Genomic DNA, 19,485 nt, shown 5'->3' on the forward strand with positions numbered 1-19,485 from the left:
AAAACTACAGTTTTAACCCATCTTTTTGTAGATCCTTAAAGGGATCGAGGATGTAATCGATCACCCGACGCTGACGGACGATCGCTTCTGCGGTAGCCGTATCTCCCGGATTGAGGGGAATACATTGATTTCCCTTTTGAATACAGGAGCGATCGAGTTGAATTTCTAGCTCGAAAACGTTAATTTTTCCGTTTGGCGTTTCCTTTTCGAGCGCCGTCGGTGATTTCTTGGTGATCTTGCCGCCGATAATGCCGTAATCCTGAAAAGGATAGGCATCGAACTTGACTTTTATCGGCATACCGGCGCGGAGAAATTGACTTTGATCCGTGGGCATTTCTGCCTTGAGAATAAACCGCGATCCTTTCGGTGCTATCTCCGCAACCCGCGTTCCCGACTGCACCACCGCACCCGCGCGTTTAATCGGTAATGAAAAGATTGTGCCGTCGGTATTCGCCTTTAAAACCCTCTGACTTAGTTGGATTTGGAGCGCTTGCCGTTGGCTCTCGCTTTGGGCGATTTCCGATGCCAGTGTTGCGATCTCCGTGTCTAGATTGTTAATCTGCTCCTGTACCCTTAAGAGTGCCAACTCGTTGGAATGGCGGAGACTTTGATAACCCCGCTGCCGCTCCTGTAATTGCAGACGCGCTTGGGCGATATCGGCGCTCGTTTGTTGACTCGTCTGACGGTAGGCACTTTTTAATTCCGCTAGTTTATGTTGATTTTCTTTTACCTCCGCTTTTCCCCGCTCGTAGAGTTGTTGGCGCTCCTTGGCATTGTCCTCGCGCTCGATGAATTGCACCTCCGATATCGCGCCATCTTCCCACGCTTTTCGGTAGCGATCGACTTCTTTTAAAGCCGTTTCATAACGACTTTTGAGAATCGGATAATCGGTCTGACTTTGTGCGAGGGCGGTTTTCGCTTGATTTACCCGCGCTTGTTGTTCTTCTAGGGATATTTTGGCCTTCTTGATTAATGCGTTCACATTCTCCCGCGCTTGTTCGATCGAGGCTTCTTTTTCCGCTGCTGCCGCGCGATTTTGTTGGCTTTGGGTGGTTAAAGAAATCTCTAACTGACTTTTGACAAGTTTCTGTTGGGAAAGACGGCTTTTTTGTCCTTCTATTTTCTCCTCAATTTGTTGTATTTCCTTGCCGATTAATGAGGAATCTAGGGTTAAAATCGGTTGTCCTGCTTTCACCTCTTGGCCTTCACGGACATAGATTTTTTCCACTTTTCCCGTCGCGATAGCATCGATTTTGACTGTTTCTCCTTGGGGTTCCAGTTTTCCTGGTCCGACACCGGTTTCATCGACTTTTGAGAATATCGCCCAGGGGAGAATGATCGAGACGAAAATAATCAGAAAATAGAGTAAACCACGCGTCCAGGGTAGGGGTAAAGTATCGATCAATTCTTTGGTATGGAAAGACCAGTTATCGCGCTCTCTGTCTAGATTGGTTGTCATAGTTATTCACTCAATTGATTAGAGTTCAAATTACGGTAAATTCCAGGTCTGGCCATTAATTCTTCGTGGGTTCCACTATCGACTAATACCCCTCGATCGAGAACGAGAATACAATCCGCGTTCCGCACCGTAGAGAGGCGATGGGCGATAATCACCATGGTGCGATTCTGCCGAATTTTCTGGAGATTTGTTTGAATAATCCGTTCCGATTCGGTATCGAGGTGGGAAGTGGCTTCATCGAGGATTAATAACCGCGGCTCTCCCATCAACGATCGAGCGATGGCGATCCGTTGTCTCTGTCCCCCGGAAAGTAGCCCTCCACCCTCGCCGATCTGGGTTTCGTACCCCATCGGCAGTGATTGAATAAAGTCATGAATTCCCGCTAATTTCGCCGCGACCACCACATTTTCTAGGGGGCGATCGGGATGACCTAAACTGATATTTTCCCGAATCGTGGAACCGAAGAGAAAGGTATCCTGATCGACGACTCCCACCTGTTGCCGGAGGGAACTGAGGGCGATCGTACTCAGATCGTAACCGTCGATCGATATCTTCCCATCGGTGGGGGGATAGAGGCCGATCAGTAATTTCGAGATCGTGGTTTTTCCCGAACCGCTCCGACCGACGATGGCAACGGTTTGACCGGGTAAAATTTCAAAACTGAGGTTTTCTAAAACATTCTGATCGCTGTCGGTGTGGTAGCGAAAGGTGACATTTTCAAAGCGAATATGTCCCTGTAATTCTGGGAGAAACTGACGGGAAAGTTCCTCTAAATTCTCCTCCGGCTTTGCGTCTAGTACATCGTTAATGCGCTCGACGGCGATATTGACTTCTTGAAATTGCGTCCAGAGAACGGTTAAGCGTTGAAAAGGCGCGATGATCTGGGCAAAAAGCATATTAAAGGCGATCAATTGTCCGATCGATAATTGATTTTGAATCACTAGATAGGCACCGAAACAGAGTAACCCCGTCGTCGCTAAAGATTCGATCAGATTACTGAATATCTGGAGATTATTGCCGATGATCTGCCCGGAGAAATTTTTCTTGACCTCCACCGAGAAAAGGTCTTCCCAGTGCCAACGGGTCGAGCGCTCTGTGGCGGTAGATTTGACGGTACGAATACCGGTTAAAATCTCGATCAGGTAACTGCTTTCTTTAGCGATCGCCTGAAAAATATCCCGGGATATTCGCTGGAGAAAAGGGGTAGAAATTAACGCAAGGAAAAAGAACGGTGGCACGATCGCCAAACTGATGAGGGCTAATTGCCAGCTATAGCGGAACATCACCGCCACATACACGAAAACCGTTAATAAGTCAAGTAAAATCGAGAGAGCTTCCCCAGAGAGAAAACGCTGAATCTTGCGATTTTCCCCGACGCGAGAAATAATATCGCCCACATAGCGGGACTCGAAATAACCGAGGGGAAGGCTGAGGGTATGGCGGATAAAACCGGTGATTAATGCCGTATCGATGCGATTAGCGGTGTGATCGAGGAGATAGGCGCGTAAACCGGTAATTGCTACCCGAAAAACCCCGAAAATTAGCGCACCGATCCCCATCGCCCAAAGGGTAGTTAAGGACCCCTGGACGATTACTCGATCGAGGATTAACTGGGTGAAAATCGGCGTAATTAAGCCGAATATCTGGATAAAAAGCGAGGCGACGAAAATTTCCAGCAGCACGAACCAATGGGGTTCCAGTAAGCGATAAAACTGCCAGAGAGAGGTTTTATCCTCTTTCGTGTCCCGGAATTTCTGGTTCGGTTGGAGCAGCAGGGTGAATCCCGTCCATTTACTGGCGAATTCGGCACGACTTAGGGTTAATTGCCCGATCGCTGGATCGCCAATAATCACCTGTTTGGGGGTAATTTTCCAGATAACAACGAAGTGTTTGCCTTCCCAGTGAGCGATCGCCGGTAGGGGCTGTTTCCCTAATCCCTCTAGAGTCGCTTTTACCGGACGGGTGGAGAGGCCGATATTTTCCGCTGCGGTGATCAGTCCCTTCAGGGATGCCCCGTCGCGGTTGACGTTGGCCATTTCCCGCAAACGGTTGACGCTGATTCTTTTGCCGTGATAACGGGCGATCATGACTAAACCGGCCGCCCCGCAATCGGAGGCGGACTGTTGCTCGAAGAAGGGATAACGGCGGAGGGATTGCCCGATCCAGTGACCTAACCGCCGCGCCGGAGAGGGGAAATAGGCTCGATCGCTTTTTTTGTCCGTTTCTTCTGTCTTCGTCCCAAGAAGTTGCTCAATTTCCCGCGCCCGTTGCAGTAATGTTTTTTTCAGGGCGGGGTGTTTTTTCAGGATCGGCCTCAGGGCGGACTCGGGGATAAGAAGTAGTTCCGCCTTCGCCGAGACTCGAACCGAGTAGGGAAGAAAACCCGATCGGGGAAAGAGGGAGAATTCCCCGAAAAATTCGCCGGTTTTGAGCGCAATCATCTCTTTTTGCTGCGAGTTCGCTATACGAACTTTGCCGCCAACGACTAGGTATAACCCCGACTGTACGGGCAGTGTACCCGCTTCCGGAGAGAGGGTGATCGCCGTTTTCTGGAGACTCCGCCACTGGGTTTCGGACAGGAATTCCGGCCAGGGATTGACGAGGCTGTGAGTATCGAGCATAGTTGTTTTAAGCTTTGGCTGAAGGAGAAAGATCGACGATGCGGAGCGGCTGTAGCTGTTTGCGGAGGCGATTGATGTGGGTGGGGGTGAGTGCAACCCCGAATTCTTTCTCTAGATGCCGCGCTAACCAAACTCCCGACCATCGCTTAAAGGAATAGCCGAAATCCCGGGGGGATTTACTAATCAGTTCCTTCAGGCGATCGAGGTAAGGTTGATCAACTTTTGAAGGGCGACCGCGGCGGTATTTTTGCCAGCGATCGATCTTGCCACTCTCGGCGATCAGTATCCATTTACTAGCGGTGGCGGCAGTACAATCGAGAAGCTTACGGATCTCGCCCTGGGATTTGCCCTCGTCAGCGAAAAGAATGATTTGAATCCGTTTGCGATCGATATCGAGGATATTCGGTTCTGTTGAGATTTCGAGAAGTTGCTGACGTTGGGATGAGGATAGATATTTACCGGTGCTTGATGACATTGACATAGCCTTTGTAACTATAAGTAAAAGCAGACAGCAGCAGGTCGGAGCGTTGAGGCAAGAAAGATGTACTAAGTTGTACAATGGGCTGACTTCCCCGGGTGACGATCTCTTTCGCTGTCCTTAAATTATTATTGTGGCTGCGAAAGTGAAAATTATGGAGTCTATTAAATTCTTTTGCTCTCCCCCGATAAGCTGTTGACTATCTAAATTACTCGTTAAGACTGCAAGGGAGCGGGCAGCAGGGAGCAGGGATCGGCAGTTTGAGCATTTGTACTAAAATTTCCAATATGCAGTTTAAATTCAGTACAGCTGACAACCTTCCCAACAACCAACTAACGGCCAATTACTCAAAATCGTTATGACTATGATATAGTTGTTAAGGAATGTAAAAATAGTTGCATTTTCCCAGAAACTAGATTAAGGAGATTAAAAGTATGACCGCCGAAGGTTGCTTAAGAGTCGGACAAGCGGCGCCGGATTTCACCGCGACCGCCGTTTTCGATCAAGAGTTCAAAACCATCAAATTATCGGATTATCGGGGTAAATACGTCGTTTTATTCTTCTATCCCCTCGATTTTACCTTTGTTTGCCCCACGGAAATTACCGCTTTCAGCGATCGAGTTAGCGAATTTGCCAGCATCAACACCGAGATTTTAGGGGTGTCCGTCGATAGCGAATTTGCTCACCTCGCATGGATTCAAACCGAGAGAAAATCCGGCGGTGTGGGGGATGTGGCCTATCCTTTGGTGTCGGATCTGAAAAAAGAAATCAGCACCGCTTACAATGTTCTTGATCCTGATGCGGGGGTATCCCTGCGTGGTCTCTTTATCATCGATAAAGAAGGTGTTATCCAACACGCTACTATTAATAATCTTTCCTTTGGTCGCAGTGTCGATGAAACCCTCCGCACTCTGAAAGCGATTCAATACGTCCAATCCCATCCGGATGAAGTTTGTCCCGCCGGTTGGCAAGAAGGCGATGCTACCATGGTTCCCGATCCTGTGAAGTCAAAAGTTTACTTCGCAGCAGTTTAGTTAAAGTTCGTCAGAAGTCCCTCAGCTATAGATGGGGAGAGACTTTTAAGGGGGTGAATTATTTCACCCCCCATTTTAATCGGAAAATTTTCTGGAAAATTGGCCCTATTAGCCATGACCTCATCTAGAATACTGGCCAGACAAGTCTAGAAAGAGTCACGGCGATCTATGACTACCAGTAATTATGATTCCGAGTTGACAGTTTTGGGATTACCCGCAGCCAAAGGTAGATGGTTATTAATACCTCTAGGAATGGGCGTTTTACTCTGTTTAGGGACGGTGTACTCTTGGAGTATCTTTAGAAAACCCCTAGAAACAGAGTTAAATCTCAGCGCCACGGAAAGCTTACTACCCTACACTGTGGCCCTAGTGTTTTATGCCGCTTCTATGCCGATCGCCGGTTTTTATATCCCCCGGGTAGGTACTCGCAGGATGACCGCTATCGGCGGAATTATCGTCGGTTTAGGCTATATTCTCGCTAGTTTTGCCGCTCAGATCCAGACAATTATTCTGACCTACGGAGTCATTGCTGGCACGGGAGTCGGCATCGCTTACGGTGTTCCCATGGCAGTGGTGGCACGCTGGTTTCCCGACAAAAAAGGTTTAGCGGTGGGTTTAACTATCATCGGATTTGGCCTTTCTCCCCTGATTACCGCACCTTTAGCCAATCGATTAATCAATGAATATAGCGTTAGACCAAGTTTAAGATTTTTGGGGATTATCTTTACAATAATTATTATGATTATTGCCCTCGCCATGAAATTACCCCCCCAGGACTGGCAACCTCCCGCAAATTTAGCTAATCGAAAATCCGACTTTCAGGCCAATTATCCAGTGAATATGCTGAAAAGTCGCTCATTTTATGGCTTATGGCTTTGCTATGCCATTGGTGCTTTAATTGGCTTGAGTGCCATCGGTATTTCTAGTCCCGTCGCTGAGGAAATTATTCAGATTGAGCCAGGGTTAGCCGCTAGTAGTGTTGCTCTATTTGCCTTGTTTAATGGTATTAGTCGTCCTTTGTTCGGTTGGTTGAGCGATCGCTGGAAACCCCATTATCTAGCGATTGGGGCCTATACACTCATTTTGATCGGTTGCCTGTTGATGGTCAAGGCCGAAAAAGGGGCAGTTACTAGCTATCTAGTGGCTTTTTGTCTATTTTGGTTCTGTTTAGGGGGATGGTTAGCCCTAGCTCCCGCTACCACTCTCCACTTCTTTAATCCTGACCACTACGCCCAAAATTACGGTATTGTTTTTACTGCCTACGGTGTCGGTGCTTTGATCGGAACTTTAGTAACTGGTAGAATTCGCGATTGGTTCGGTACTTACACTTATGCTTTTTATGCTATGGCTGTATTGGCAATACTGGGCATTTTTCTCGCTAGTGCCTTACTGAAAAGAGAGCGATCGCAGCTATCAAATCCTAGCTAAGGGAGTTAATCTTACCCTAGAGTAGATACTGCTGCTATTTTATAGTTTAAAAGACTCGAAAGAGGTCACATTGAACGGTATAGGTCTTTTAATCGCTCTTTTTCTGGGTGATTGTCGATCTTGAATCAAATCTCGGTTTTTCTCGAGGAAAGAAATTAACTGATCATCAGGGATTTCTTGGAATTCGCCAGTTTTCAATAAAACAGCAGCCATGGTAAATCGGACTCCCCAATATTCCTCTCGATCGCTATCATAGCAGCCCTCTGCTAACAGGGAGTTCCCTAGAGTCAAAGAAATCACCACTTAGAGGTATATTCATTGCCTTTATTGTTGGGATTTTTTCGGCCACTGCTGACGGCGATAACTGCTATACTGCCCATGAACATTGACCAGATAGGGAACTAGATAAGTCAGTGATGCCGCCAGCCAGCGATCGCTTGTCATACGGCCGCCCACTATAGCATAACCGTGGTTAATTGTCAATAAAATTGTCCCCACTACTACAGCCACTTTTATCCCGGTGGGAGCAAATTGGGGGGATAATAAAGCCCGAAAATAGCCGATAATCCCTTTCATTGCCTATAAATCGCACTCTATCAGGCGAGTAAAGCAAAAAGTCACCATTTTTAACCCGTAGGGAGATTTCCACCAGAGAGCGGGAAAACAACCTTGAGGAGCTGCGAGACTAAAATCCCAGTGATCATAATCATCGATACGCCACTGCTCTTTATCGCGCCATCCTACCAATTCACCAAATTTTCTAATCGTTTCCGCGTCTTGGGTACGCAGGGTGTTAATACTACCGCCGGCGGCAAAATATAACTTCACCTGATTGCTAAAACCGAAATGATCGCCGCTATAATTTTTCCAAAGGCGATCGAGTACTCGAATCACATTAACGGGAAACCGCATCATATCCTCTGGGGTTAAAGTATCGCGGGTTCTGCCGGCAGTTTCGAGGATAACTCGGAGAGTTTCTGCGTCTGCCTCCCTAAAGTTCCCCTCAGCTAGTAATTGCTGTAATTTACCATAGCGCTCGATGTCTGGTACTAACATCTGCCGCGCTTCGATGAGGGCAACCCGTTCGGTTAAAGATTGCAATTGAGCTAAAATATCCTGAAGTTGGGCGTTAATATCTGACATAAATGTAAAGGGGGTTTGTTGACTGCAAAACTTACCGATTTATCGGCAGAATAATTATTGATTTACCGCTTCTAATCTTGACTTGACAAAGCGATTCATCCATGCTTCTAGATAGATGCGATTGGCTTTTTGTTCTTTTAAATCTGTGGTAGTTAAAGGGTAAGGTGCTAATCCTTGAATGGCTGCCGTTGTCACACAAAACATCGACTTTTGAAAAGTTTCGCAAATCTGGACTAATAAATCTTCTTCTTGACGAAAACTCTTTTTATAAATGTCGTGCAGATAATCTGGTAAAAAGTGACGCATATCCTGCATTAATAGTGTGGGAGGAATCCCTGCACCTCCGATGGGTAAAGGATCCGCATACAAAGCACCATAGGCAAACATTCCTTGATCGTAGGGAATTTGATAGGCTTGGGCATTATAGGAAATTGTACCGGGAAAAGGTGTTCCGCGAAAGAAAACCGCCTCAACGTAGGGGATTGCCGTATCTGCAAGAAAGGTTAATCCTGCCGATTTGGGGATCAGATCATAGGTTTGTCCTTTGATTTTTACCTGATAGACAATTGCTTGACTAGCATTATCAACTAAATTTTTCTTAATGTGTGCCACCACTTCGGGAATATTGGTAATTTTTCCGACATCGTAGAGATCGGATAAACTTAAAAAAGTATCGGCCATAATTCGCCAAAATTGACCTAAACCGCTATAGTAGGCCATCATCCGCATTTGTTCTGGCAAAAATTCAGGAAAGGCTTTATTTAAAATTAAAACTAGGGGATTATTCCTAAATTTGGCTTGAATAACCTTGGCTGTCACTTCTCGAAAAGCGGCAACATCTACATAACTATCTAAACCACCCCCACCATGCCAAAACATGGCTTTCATACAGTATTCAGCATACTCAAAATTAATGCGATTATGCCACCAGTGTTGTAGTAATTTCTGCCAAGATACTTGACCATTAAAATATTTAAAGAAAGGGAAAAAAACCAAAAACTGATTTTCCGCAATATAAATTAAATTTTTGGAATAAGCATCTAACACCACTCCGTAACTTTTCAGGATACCCACTACCTCGATCAAATTCTGGGGAGTATCTTTTAACAATGCTTCCCCAGCAGTGAGACGCTCAATATAGGATGCTAGGGGATGAGAGGAGGACTTGACAGGGATAGTAACCATGCTAGAAGCTTGATAAAATAACTTTCCTGATCTATTTTAACCCATAAAAGCACAACCAATTAGCGGCGGTGGCACGGCGAGTCATGCGGGGATTGAATTCGCCAATTTTATAACCGGTAAACCCCAATTTATCTTTTAATAATTGTTTATTTTCTGGCAAGATCGATCGAGTTAATTTTACTGTTGGGGGACGATTGGCAATAAAATCCGGGGGTTCGGGATATTCCCGTCGCCAATCTTCCTCTACTTGACTATTATCCCATTTTCCTTGACTTTCATCGTAGCGATAACCTAAACTTTGCCAAACCAATTTATTAACGGTTTCGTCGTCAATTTCATCGTTAATAATCGCCCAAATTATCTCTATATTTAATTCTGGTAGTTCCATAATCAAGTGAATGGGGTGTAGGGTGTGGGGTGTGGGGTGTGGGGTGTGGGGTGTGGGGTGTGGGGAGAATAAATAAAATAATCTCCTATTTCCTGACGACCGGCTACTGAGGACTGGCTACTGCCTACGGTTAAAATAACTGGTGAATAACATCATTGATCATCGCGTAAGCGTAGCCTATTTTGCCTCCTTCTAACGCCAAAATTATTTTTATTCTAACTATCGGTGTGGTGTCGGTTTCTGCATCGGCAATTTTTATCCGGTTAGCGATCGAAGCGGTAGGTAATGCTACGATCGCATTTAGTTTATTTTTAGCGACTTCCCGTCTGATATTAGCTTCTGTTGTCCTAATTCCGAACTGGTTGACCTTATCACGCCAAAAAGTCCCTATTCAAGCCTATTATTACGCAGTGGGGGCAGGATTTTGTTTAGCTCTCCATTTTGCTACTTGGATTACTTCTCTATCCTACACCTCGATCGCCGCTTCTACCACTTTAGTCACCACTAACCCCCTCTGGGTTTCCCTGTTGGGTTGGTGGTGGTTTCGAGAAAAACCGACAAAATTAACTTTTATCGGCATTTTTGTGGCTTTAACGGGGGGATTATTGATTGTTTTAGCCGATCGAGATGTGAGTAGTTCTTATCCTAACCCTTTATTGGGCAATAGCTTGGCTTTAATTGGGGCAATTCTCGTCAGTGGTTATATTCTCCTCGGACGGGAAGCACAAAGGAAGGGCTTAAATATTAAGAATTATATAACTGTAGCCTACACTACCGCAGGATTAGCCTTATTACCTTCTATTTTTTTATTTGGTCAAGATTACGAAAGCTATCCCCTATCCGTGTATGTTTATGTGTTAATGATGGCGATTTTTCCGCAATTAATCGGTCATACTAGCTTTAACTGGGCTTTGCGATGGGTAGCACCGACAATAGTAACCATGGTAATTTTATTAGAGCCAATCGCAGCTAGTCTGTTAGGAGTGTTCATTTTTGGGGAAATCCCCCCCCAAGAAGTTATTTATGGTGGATTAATTCTGTTAATGGGTGTAGGAATTGCTATTTTAGGCGGATAAGCTGTTAGTGGCTCTAATATTGCTGGTTAAGTTTAATCTCGATCGCCGATTGTAACCACAGACAAAGACTAGATTAGTGTACAATGATGACTGAATGAGAGTTTAAGTAGGTAGGTCTTAAAAACTTGCGGATGCCCCCCTTATCAAGGGGGGATTAAGGGGGGATCAGCACCCCCCTTATCAAGGGGGGATTAAGGGGGGATCGAACCCAGAATCTATCTTCAATTTAATTGAAACCAGCTACTTAGACAATCTGACTCAATTGAAAAATAGGGTTTTCGGGGAATTAATTCCCTGACTAAAGTTAGAAATATCCGATCATTTGCGTACTCTGTAGTTGAGATATAAAAAAGCCAGTAGTTTTCGGGAAAAACGGGGGGGGGTAAAAAGTGAAATCAAAAGGAAAGGGGATACAGTCAAAACTGTCATCATCCGAGTCGGGTTTCTCGATGTTAGAAGTGATGGTTGCCATTTTAACTATTACCGCTTTCTCAATAGGAACCCTACAGTTAATGGCGTTCACTGCCTTATATAAAGTTCGGTCAGAAAGACAGGCTCAAGCTAACTTTTGGATTCAAGAAGATTTTGAGGATGTCAAATTTTTAGCTTCGACTTTAGATGTTAATGACAATGATGATAGCGTCAATGCAGATAATCATGATCTCGATCTTTTCAGTGAAATATTTCCTAATGTTTGCTCAGATCCGAATCAAGGTTATGCCATTGAATTAAGGAGGCGATTACCGAATGCTGAACCTCCTGACAGTCCGAAATTTGATCCAGATGATCCCAGTAAGGATTATGCTATTCCCGCTGATAATTTACCTGAAGAAACATTAGTAGCAACAAAAGAAATTGTTGGTAAAAACTATTCTATCTATCGAACTTTTAATATTACTAACCAAGCGAATCATCCCCATCGTCTCCGTATTGATTATCGAGTCGAAGCAACAGATGAAACTCCTAAAGATTACCCCAACCAAGAAGATGTTATTGCTGAAAGTTCTGTCGAGGTGATTCCCGATGCGTCGTTTAAATGTCCACCATAAAAATCAGGGTTTTACCCTGTTAGAAATTTTGGTAGCTTTGGCAATTACGGGAATTCTTGCCGCCTTAACCGGACCTAATTTATTAGCGTGGTTGAATAGAAATGAAGTCCAACAAGCCACCGATGCTATACAATTAGCTCTAGAGGATGCCCAAAGACAAGCTATCCGTCGAGGGAAAAGTTGCACGATTAATTTTACTAACCCGACTGGCACTGGCCCCACAGTTTACTCGCAAATAACTGCCACTGAAGCAGGTTGTTTAGTGGCGACTAATACTAATGCGAGTTCCCTAAATCTGCCAGAGGAAATATTTATGGTGGTGAGGAATTTTCCCACCCTAGGCGGCACTCCGGGGGTACAGTTTTCCTTTCGGGGTCATGTGCCGAGGTTAACCTTTGTTCCGAGGGCAAACCAAGCGATAATCGTATTATATCCCGCCGCCAATGCCACCGCCGATCCCTATCCCAACCAAGAAAAAAAATGTATAGTTATCGCTTCTCTGCTAGGAATAGTTAAACAAGGCACTTATACTGGAACTTCTCTAACTAACCTCGATGCTCGTCAATGTGAAATCCGTCTCGATGGAACTCAACCCTAATCAGTTATCAGTTATCAGGTGTGAGTTATCAGTTATCAGTTACCAAATGTGAGTTATCAGGTGTGAGTTTTTAGTTTACTGATTACTGTTCACTGATTACTGTTCACTGTTTACTGATTACTCATTACTTTTGATTGCTCAGAAATAGTCGTAATTTCAATAAACTGAGAGTTTGACCGAGATTGAGGGGAAGGAGAGAAATGCCTTCTAACCGCGATTGTAACCAACCATCGCCCCAATACCATTCGTGATAGCCATCGATACCTTGACTCAAAAGCAAGCGTAAACACTGGTCATTGGCCAATAAAACCTGATGTTGTACGGGGATTAAACCTAACCAAGAGGTAAAAGTCAAACCTTCCTCTAATTTATCGGGTAGATTAGGTGAGAGCATTTGCGGCCACAGCCATTGACGGAGATGAGCAGTTTTGAGCAAACTATCCCCGATAGCCTGTTCACTGGCCGAGATTTCGATACGCAGCTGACTTTGTTGAAAATTGCCGAACATATGATTGTCTGATAATTTTTGTTAAGTTAGTTAAAGAATAACTAAAAATCGGGACAGTGTTTTCCAAGGATAACAGTAAGTAGTATGGCAGATAAATTAATCCGCGCCACGGCCGCCGATGGGGGAATTAGAGTAGTAGGAGTGATTACCACCCGTTTAACCGAAGAAGCTCGCCAAAGACATCAATTATCTAACGTAGCCAGCGCTGCTCTCGGTCGCACGATGGCATCGGCTTTACTCTTGGCTTCCAGTTTAAAAAAACCCGGTTCTAGGATTAATATTCGCATTAAAGGCGATGGTCCCCTGGGCGGTGTTTTGGTTGATGCCGGACTCGATGGCACGGTGCGCGGTTATGTGGACTATCCCCAAGTGGAATTACTCCCCAATGCTAAGGGTAAATTAGATGTGGGTCGCGCGGTGGGTAACAAGGGTTATGTGCGAGTCTTACGCGAAGAAAAAGGCGAGGGGAGAAATGAACTTCAAGAAAGCATCGTCGAGATAGTTTCTGGGGAAGTGGGGGAAGATATCGCCTACTATCTAGACCAATCGGAACAAATTCCCTCCGCTTTGCAAGTGGGGGTTTTTGTCGGTACAACCACAGGAGTAACGGCAGCCGGGGGAATTTTATTACAAGTTCTCTCTAAAGAAGCGTCCCGGGATGAGGTCTTGGTGGCTCGTTTAGAGTCGAGATTGCGAAAATTAACGGGATTTACGCCTCTTTTACGCGCAGGAAAAGGACTAGAAGATATTTTTCAGGAACTTCTCGGAGATATGGGTCTAGAAATTTTTCCGGCTGTGCAGTTGCTGCGTTTTGATTGTGATTGTTCTTTTGAACGGGCCCTAGGAGCTTTAAAATTCCTCGGGGTCGATGAATTAAAAGACATCATCGAAAAAGATAAACAAGCGGAAGCCGTCTGTGAGTTTTGTCGGGAAGTGTATAATGCCAACGAGAGACAATTAATCGAATTAGTCGAGTCTCTACAGGCTGAATCTTGCTGAGAAGTTGGGCAATGAGCGCCATTAGGGTAAAATCTATCTAAAATATCTGCTGGGGAGTTGTGAATGTCTAAAGGAAAAGAATTAACCGAAAATCTAGTCAAACGAGAATCGATTGACCCCCTGACTCGTTGGCCAGAGAAAACTAAGTCTTTTCTTTTTCTCTTTTGGTCTCGATACCAGCATCGTTTCACTTGGAAAGTTTGGGCGGCTTTATTTGTGGTGGTCTTTGGCGGTGTTGGCTTTCTCGCCACTTGGCAGTTATTAAATATGCAGAAGTCGCCCAATTGCCCAAAAATCTTCTGGCCTATCGCTTCTGCCTCCCTGCGTCTCTACTGCGCTCAACTTTCCGCCGATAGTCGCACCGTGGCAGGTTTACTCGAAGCCATTGCCCTAGTGGAAGCTTTACCCGAAGACCATCCCTTGCGATCGCAAGTCAATCAACAGGTGGAAGAATGGGCGCGAGATATACTGAATTTGGCCGAAAAAGACTATCAAGCGGGAAATTTAAAGCAGGCAATCGCTAAAGCTCGTCAAATCCCCAATAATATGGCAGTAGCGGCAATTATTGAAGAAAGAATCGCTAAGTGGCAAGAAACTTGGACGGAAGGCAACGAGATATTAAGCAAACTAGAGGAAAATCTCCGCGCTTCCAACTGGAATCAATCTTTCCGTCTGGCAGTGGATTTATTGAACTTAAATAACGAATATTGGGCAACGGTTAAGTATAATGAAGCGATCGCTAAAATTACCGTCGCCCGGGAAGATAGCAGTAAATTAGATAATGCCTTTAATCTCTTTGCCCGGGGCGGTCTCAACAATTGGTTCAAAGTCATCGAAGAAGCTAGAAAAATTCCAGCCAGCAGTTATGCCTATCAGGAGGCACAAAAATTAATCGCGAAAACCGAGGATAAACTAAAAGAATACGCCGAAAGATTAATTGAGCGGAAGCAATGGCAAGCTCTCCGGGATTTGGCTAACCAAACCCCCAAAGACCTCAAAATTAAAGCAGATGTCACCGATTGGTCTCTCTTGTCGGAAGCGGCCTTAGATGCGGAAACCGGCACGGTGGACGGATTAGAAGCCGGCATACTGGGACTAGAACAAATTGACGCTTCTCGACCCCTCCATCAAACGTCCCTAGCTATGAAGGAGCGCTGGCAGTTACAGGTACAGGATCTAAAAATACTGTCCGAGGCTAGAGATTTAGCACAAGCAGGTACAATCGAGCAGTATAGCGCCGCTATCGCGAAAGCGGGAGAGGTCCCCCGTAATAATCCCCTCTGGTCGCAAGCACAGCAGGAAATTGGCTCTTGGAATCGTCAAATACAAGTGATTGAAGACCGGCCGATTTTAGAACGGGCGCGGGAAATCGCTATCCCCGGCGATATTAATTCCCTCAGTAGTGCTATTATTCAGGCCCGGGCTATTGGCAAGAATCGGGCCTTATACCGAGATGCTCAACGGGAAATTCGCGACTGGCAAGCGCGGATTGAACGCATGGAGGATCAACCCATTTTAGATCAGGCTCAAGCTTTGGCCAATCTCAAAGACTATAGCACAGCGATCGAAACTGCCAATCAAATTCCCCCCGGTCGCACTCTTTCCTCGGAAGCTTCCCAAAATATCCGTCGTTGGCGCCGAGAGTTGCGGGCCCGTCAAAATCTCCAACAGGCTAATCAATTAGCGGCGACGGGAAGCGCAGAGGGTTTAACCCGAGCGATTGCTTTAGTTACCAATATTTCCACTCAAACCGACGCAGGTGTGCAACGGACTGAATTGCTGGAACGTTGGAGTTATCAGCTTTTGTCTTTAGCCATGGACCAAGCTAATAATGGCCGTTATCTGGAAGCTATTCGCCTTGCTGAATCCGTATCCCGGGAAAGTACCGCCTACAGTTCGGCTCGCTCCCAAATGCAAGGCTGGCGCAATATTCTCCAACCGCCGGCCCCACCACCAATAGTTGAATCGACTCCCCTTTCTCCAGAGTCCCCGATAGAAACACCAAGTCCGGGTCAATAAATTGATACAGTCTTGGGGCAGTGAGTGTAGCGAACCACAGAGACACAAAGGACACAAAGATCGATCGCTACTATATAAGTTAAACTTATCACACAAAGAATAAGGGAGCCAAATACCTGTATTATCCTAAATCCGGTTATTAAAGACTGATTATCTATTCCTTCTCTTGTCCCCTGCCTATCCTGATGATATTTAGCCTATACTCAACGGATTTAGTATAGCCAACAAATAACCAAAGCCAATTTTTAAAAGATAATAGGTGTTATGAATTAAATTAATTAATCAAGCAAAAAACAGATATCCGTAATTTCTATAAACCTCCTGCATAATTAATTTTTGATGGTTCAAAAACGGCAATAATAAGGATTAAATAACACAAAATCTTTAAATAGACCATTTAATTGATTATTATTCATTCTTAATTCTCCCGACTACTGGCTACTGACTCCTAACCCTAAAAACGATTTTTGATTTCTGTAAGAGGTCTTATGAAAGCAAGTGAGGTACTGGATTTATATGCCAAAGGGAAACGCAATTTTAAAGGAGTAAAATTAAAAGGACAGTGTTTTCGCGGACAGAATTTATCGGGGGCTAATTTTAGTCAAGCAGATCTGCGTGGTACTAATTTTCAAGGGGCTATTTTAGAGGGAACTAAATTTACCGAGGCCAGGGCAGGATTACTAAAGCGCGGTCGGCTACAATTAATCTTAATTTCTTGGTTAATAGCGGCTTTCTGCGGCTTTGTGTGGGGATTAGCTGGTTATTATCTAGCTTTAATGCTGGTGACGGATGTAAGCCAATTTAAAATCATTGGTGCGGTGATAATCACGATTTTATCCCTAATTTATGTAAGATTTTATCGTCAGCGAGTTGGGGGATTACCCTTAGTTTTATCCTTGATTTCTGGTCAATCAACAAGTTTTATCCTAGCAATTTTCATCAGCTTAATTTTAACTTTATTGACAGTAATTATCTTGGCTTTTCAGGGAGCATTAGCTGGAATAGCCGTGATGAATGGAACTTTTTCTATAGCTTTGATTGTTGGGGTTTGTGGTACTTTATTCACCGCTTATCTGGCCTGGTTGTCCCTAGAAGAATCGAGACAAACAATCACGAAATCGATAGCAATTGCTTTTTTAGCCAGTAAAGGTACAAATTTTTGCGGCGCAAATCTTAAAGAAGCGGATTTCACGGGAGCGCAGTTAAAAGCCACTGATTTAAGAGCAAAAGATTTAACTAGAACTCGATTTTATCTGGTATCGGGCATCGATCGAGCGCGTTGGGAAAAGACAATTTTAGCCGAAGTGGCGATGAGAAATCTTCTCGTTACTGGTCAAGGGGAAAATAAAGCTTATATTGGCTATAATTTTCGTGGACTGAATCTTTACGGGTTTAACTTCAAAAATGCCAATCTGACTAGGGCAAATTTGAGCGAGGCAAATTTAGCCTACGCTAATCTAGAAGGGGCAAATTTAGCCCATAGTAACGTGATGAGAGCCAATTTACAGGCAGCCACCCTGACAGGCGCTTGTATCGAAGCTTGGAAAATCGCCGAAAATACCAATTTAGAAGGGGTTGATTGTGATTATATCTATTTAGTCGAGTCCGACCAAGAGCGCCGTCCCAAGCAGGGAGAATTTGGGGAAGGGGAATTCCAGCAATTGGCCCTGGAGCAGCGAAAATTGTATATTGACGAATGAATGCTATACAAAGCTAAAATTGCCGCGCCGAGGCGGACAATTAGAGGGATAATAAGACCAGCCTTAACACCTATCCCCCGACTGGTAACTGATCACTGATAAGCGATGGTGAATATTTCTAATCAAGTTACACCCAATTGGGGACTAGCGCCCCTGGCAAAAGTCCCCGATGTCCAAATCCTAGCGGCGATCGATATTGGTACGAATTCGGTTCACATGGTAGTGGTGAAAATTGAACCGTCTTTACCCGCTTTTACGATTATTGCCAGAGAAAAGGATACAGTCCGTCTGGGCGATCGAGATAGGAAAACTGGTAAATTAACCCTAGCGGCCATGGAAAGAGCGATCGCGGCTTTAAAACGCTGTCACGATCTGGCTATTAGTCTCCATGCGGATCAGATTATCGCCGTGGCCACCAGCGCCACCCGGGAAGCAGCCAACGGTGACGAATTTTTGGCTTTAATCGAGAAAGAAGTCGGTATTTCTGTAAATCTCATCTCTGGACAGGAGGAAGCGCGCCGGATTTATCTCGGTGTCGTCTCGGGAATGGATTTCCAAAATCAAGCCCATATTATTATCGATATTGGTGGCGGTTCCACGGAATTAATCTTAGCTGATAGCCAAGAAATTCGCTTTCTTAGTAGTACCAAAATCGGGGCGGTGCGTTTGACGCAAGATTTGATCACCACCGATCCCATTAGTACCACAGAATTAGCCTATTTAAGGGCATACACCAGGGGAATGTTGGAGCGGGCAGTAGAGGAAATTAAACATCATTTACAGGTGGGAGAAGTGCCGCGTTTAGTGGGAACTTCTGGGACGATCGAAACTTTGATGACTATCCATGCTTTGGAGAAATTGGGGTTAATTCCCAATCCTTTAAATGGCTATCAATTAACCCGCAAAGATGTCAGAGAATTGGTTAAACGTTTCGCCAGTTTGGACTATCACCAAAGACTGGCAATTCTGGGAATGTCCGATAAACGGGCCGAGATAATTCTAGCAGGTTCGATCGTGCTTTTGGAAGCGATGACCATGTTAGATGTTGATAAGTTAGTTCTCTGTGAAAGGGCCCTGCGAGAAGGGGTAATCGTCGATTGGATGCTGACCCACGGTTTAATTGATAATCGGTTACTTTATCAGAGTGAAATCCGTCAGCGCAGTGTCTTGAAAATAGCGAAAAAGTATCAAGTTAATTTAGAATCTGCTGAGAGAATAGCGACATTTTCCCTGTCTTTGTTCGAGCAAACCCAAGCACAATTACATTCTTGGAATCAGGAGGCTAAAGATCTATTATGGGCGGCGGCAATTTTACATAATAGTGGTTTATATGTTAGTCATGCTGCCCATCATAAACATTCCTATTATTTAATTCGCAATGGTGAACTGTTGGGCTATACAGAAATAGAGTTAGAAGTTATCGCTAATATCGCTCGTTATCACCGTAAAAGTAAGCCGAAGAAAAGACACGATGATTTTATGAAATTAACGGAATACTATCAGTATATGGTCAGACATCTAAGTGCTATACTGCGGTTGGCCGTGGCTTTAGATCGACGACAAATAGGAGCGATTAAAAAGATTGAATGTAAGTACGATCCCGAATATAGAACCCTACATCTGCATCTTTTTCCTAATAATGCTGAAGATGATTGTGCTTTAGAATTGTGGAGTTTAGACTATAAAAAACCCGTTTTTGAGGAAGAATTTGGGGTGAAAGTAGTGGCAACTTTGGCATTTTTACCCTGAAATCATGAGCGATGAGTAGCTTGAAATCGGCAAGATTGGAATTTTCGAGAC

The 19,485-nt window shown here is 44.7% G+C and carries 18 protein-coding genes; 9 read left to right on the plus strand and 9 right to left on the minus strand.

The genetic code is table 11. The features are described 5' to 3' along the window. Positions 1-4: 4 nt before the first annotated feature. From ACQY1X_RS15295 to ACQY1X_RS15305, 3 genes are read right to left on the minus strand one after another with little or no spacing between them, the layout of a single operon-like run. On the minus strand, positions 5-1,459 hold the full coding sequence (locus tag ACQY1X_RS15295) for an HlyD family efflux transporter periplasmic adaptor subunit (RefSeq protein WP_430013073.1): 1,455 nt from the start codon (positions 1,457-1,459) through the stop codon (positions 5-7). A gap of 2 nt (positions 1,460-1,461) precedes the next feature. Further along, positions 1,462-4,080 carry an ABC transporter transmembrane domain-containing protein gene (locus ACQY1X_RS15300; protein ID WP_430013074.1) on the minus strand — a complete coding sequence of 873 codons (2,619 nt, stop codon included), beginning with the start codon at positions 4,078-4,080 and terminating at the stop codon, positions 1,462-1,464. A 7-nt stretch (positions 4,081-4,087) separates the two neighbouring features. Continuing rightward, complete coding sequence (locus ACQY1X_RS15305; protein WP_430013075.1) at positions 4,088-4,555, minus strand: helix-turn-helix domain-containing protein; 468 nt, start codon at positions 4,553-4,555, stop codon at positions 4,088-4,090. A 437-nt stretch (positions 4,556-4,992) separates the two neighbouring features. Here ACQY1X_RS15305 and ACQY1X_RS15310 point away from each other — a divergent pair, with 437 nt between their 5' ends. Next, positions 4,993-5,592 carry a peroxiredoxin gene (locus ACQY1X_RS15310; protein WP_002735961.1) on the plus strand — a complete coding sequence of 200 codons (600 nt, stop codon included), beginning with the start codon at positions 4,993-4,995 and terminating at the stop codon, positions 5,590-5,592. A 168-nt stretch (positions 5,593-5,760) separates the two neighbouring features. Beyond that, positions 5,761-7,020, plus strand: coding sequence for an L-lactate MFS transporter (locus ACQY1X_RS15315; RefSeq protein WP_430013076.1), 1,260 nt, complete (start codon positions 5,761-5,763; stop codon positions 7,018-7,020). Positions 7,021-7,059: 39 nt separating this feature from the next. Here ACQY1X_RS15315 and ACQY1X_RS15320 read toward each other — a convergent pair whose 3' ends face one another. The 5 genes from ACQY1X_RS15320 to ACQY1X_RS15340 are packed head-to-tail and all read right to left on the minus strand — an operon-like array spanning position 7,060 to position 9,736. Beyond that, a complete protein-coding gene (locus tag ACQY1X_RS15320; RefSeq protein ID WP_430013077.1) occupies positions 7,060-7,311 on the minus strand; it encodes a hypothetical protein in 252 nt (83 codons plus the stop codon). 33 nt (positions 7,312-7,344) lie between these two features. Next, entirely contained in the window at positions 7,345-7,596 is a 252-nt protein-coding gene (nrtS, locus tag ACQY1X_RS15325; RefSeq protein WP_123229848.1) for a nitrate/nitrite transporter NrtS, read from the minus strand. A gap of 3 nt (positions 7,597-7,599) precedes the next feature. Next, on the minus strand, positions 7,600-8,163 hold the full coding sequence (locus tag ACQY1X_RS15330) for a GUN4 domain-containing protein (protein WP_002776305.1): 564 nt from the start codon (positions 8,161-8,163) through the stop codon (positions 7,600-7,602). Between the two features lie 54 nt (positions 8,164-8,217). After that, a complete protein-coding gene (locus tag ACQY1X_RS15335; RefSeq protein WP_430014845.1) occupies positions 8,218-9,348 on the minus strand; it encodes a CO2 hydration protein in 1,131 nt (376 codons plus the stop codon). A gap of 31 nt (positions 9,349-9,379) precedes the next feature. Continuing rightward, positions 9,380-9,736 carry a DUF1823 family protein gene (locus ACQY1X_RS15340; protein ID WP_002752462.1) on the minus strand — a complete coding sequence of 119 codons (357 nt, stop codon included), beginning with the start codon at positions 9,734-9,736 and terminating at the stop codon, positions 9,380-9,382. 182 nt (positions 9,737-9,918) lie between these two features. Between ACQY1X_RS15340 and ACQY1X_RS15345 the strand changes: the two genes are divergently transcribed. The 3 genes from ACQY1X_RS15345 to ACQY1X_RS15355 all read left to right on the plus strand — a co-directional run bounded on the left by ACQY1X_RS15345 (position 9,919) and on the right by ACQY1X_RS15355 (position 12,459). Beyond that, positions 9,919-10,812: a DMT family transporter gene (locus tag ACQY1X_RS15345; RefSeq protein ID WP_430013078.1), complete on the plus strand. Its 894-nt coding sequence runs from the start codon at positions 9,919-9,921 to the stop codon at positions 10,810-10,812. Positions 10,813-11,261: 449 nt separating this feature from the next. Next, positions 11,262-11,861, plus strand: a complete 600-nt coding sequence (locus ACQY1X_RS15350; RefSeq protein ID WP_430014846.1) for a type 4 pilin — start codon at positions 11,262-11,264, stop codon at positions 11,859-11,861. Beyond that, positions 11,836-12,459, plus strand: a complete 624-nt coding sequence (locus ACQY1X_RS15355; RefSeq protein WP_430013079.1) for a pilus assembly FimT family protein — start codon at positions 11,836-11,838, stop codon at positions 12,457-12,459. Before ACQY1X_RS15350 ends, ACQY1X_RS15355 begins: the two co-directional genes overlap by 26 nt. A 124-nt stretch (positions 12,460-12,583) precedes the next feature. Here the strand turns inward: ACQY1X_RS15355 and ACQY1X_RS15360 are convergent, their stop codons facing one another. Continuing rightward, positions 12,584-12,967, minus strand: coding sequence for a hypothetical protein (locus tag ACQY1X_RS15360; RefSeq protein WP_002737184.1), 384 nt, complete (start codon positions 12,965-12,967; stop codon positions 12,584-12,586). Positions 12,968-13,051: 84 nt separating this feature from the next. Between ACQY1X_RS15360 and hslO the strand changes: the two genes are divergently transcribed. The 4 genes from hslO to ACQY1X_RS15380 all read left to right on the plus strand — a co-directional run bounded on the left by hslO (position 13,052) and on the right by ACQY1X_RS15380 (position 19,434). Then, complete coding sequence (gene hslO, locus ACQY1X_RS15365; RefSeq protein WP_069475506.1) at positions 13,052-13,966, plus strand: Hsp33 family molecular chaperone HslO; 915 nt, start codon at positions 13,052-13,054, stop codon at positions 13,964-13,966. A 63-nt stretch (positions 13,967-14,029) separates the two neighbouring features. After that, the gene (locus tag ACQY1X_RS15370) at positions 14,030-15,985 is read left to right on the plus strand and encodes a chromosome segregation ATPase (protein ID WP_287637545.1); all 1,956 of its coding nucleotides are present in this window, start codon (positions 14,030-14,032) and stop codon (positions 15,983-15,985) included. A 488-nt stretch (positions 15,986-16,473) separates the two neighbouring features. Continuing rightward, positions 16,474-17,685 carry a pentapeptide repeat-containing protein gene (locus ACQY1X_RS15375; RefSeq protein WP_430013080.1) on the plus strand — a complete coding sequence of 404 codons (1,212 nt, stop codon included), beginning with the start codon at positions 16,474-16,476 and terminating at the stop codon, positions 17,683-17,685. A gap of 105 nt (positions 17,686-17,790) precedes the next feature. Then, positions 17,791-19,434: a Ppx/GppA phosphatase family protein gene (locus tag ACQY1X_RS15380; RefSeq protein ID WP_002738182.1), complete on the plus strand. Its 1,644-nt coding sequence runs from the start codon at positions 17,791-17,793 to the stop codon at positions 19,432-19,434. The last annotated feature ends 51 nt before the right edge of the window (positions 19,435-19,485 follow it).

Source organism: Microcystis protocystis FBCC-A270, from assembly GCF_050500235.1.
GTDB classification, from domain to species: domain Bacteria; phylum Cyanobacteriota; class Cyanobacteriia; order Cyanobacteriales; family Microcystaceae; genus Microcystis; species Microcystis ichthyoblabe_A.